General features: G+C 38.0%; 1 protein-coding gene. It reads right to left on the bottom strand.

The annotated features are described in order from the left end of the window. Positions 1–308 precede the first annotated feature (308 nt). The coding region (locus R7P74_RS27775; RefSeq protein ID WP_318123892.1) for a response regulator transcription factor at positions 309–603 on the bottom strand (295 nt) is incomplete at its 5' end.

Here is a 603-nt window from a genome sequence, read left to right as displayed (position 1 = left end):
AGCGCTATATTTTGAACTCACACAGAAATTACCAATTCCCGAAACGCGCCTTTATGTTGCAAAAGTCATGCGTTTATATACACTTTATCTTGACGCATATCCTTGAAATTAATTATCAAACCAAAATGTTCTCAAAATGCGAGTGCTATGCATTCTAAGTTATCAATATCGAGCAGAACCCTGAGATATCCTAAACCTTTTCTCACCAATGTTGCGGATGTGACCTTATCACCTCTACGATATGCCTGTCTGACACGTCAACCCTTAAATCAAAAAATCATTAATCAATGGTTTGTATGCTTTACAACTTAACTTCTTGCGGTTAAGCCATTGTTCATTCGTACCAACTTAACCGCATCATGACGAGAATGGACATCGAGTTTTTTGTACAACTTGTATATATGGCTTTTCACTGTACCTTCAGATAAAAAAAGCCTTGCAGCAATTTGTTGATTTGAAATGCCGTACACAAGTAGCTCTAGAATCTGTTTTTCTCTGCATGTTAACTCATCATGCTGCTGTTCTTCGGACAAATTTGCATGCCGATAATTGAGGACTAACTTCTCTAGGTACATTCTTGGTAGCCACAACCCACCTTTCAGT

The sequence above is a fragment of the Vibrio sp. 2033 genome (assembly GCF_033339735.1).
The sequence above is the reverse complement of the archived record's forward strand: the minus strand, read 5'-3'. Positions and strand labels throughout refer to the sequence as shown.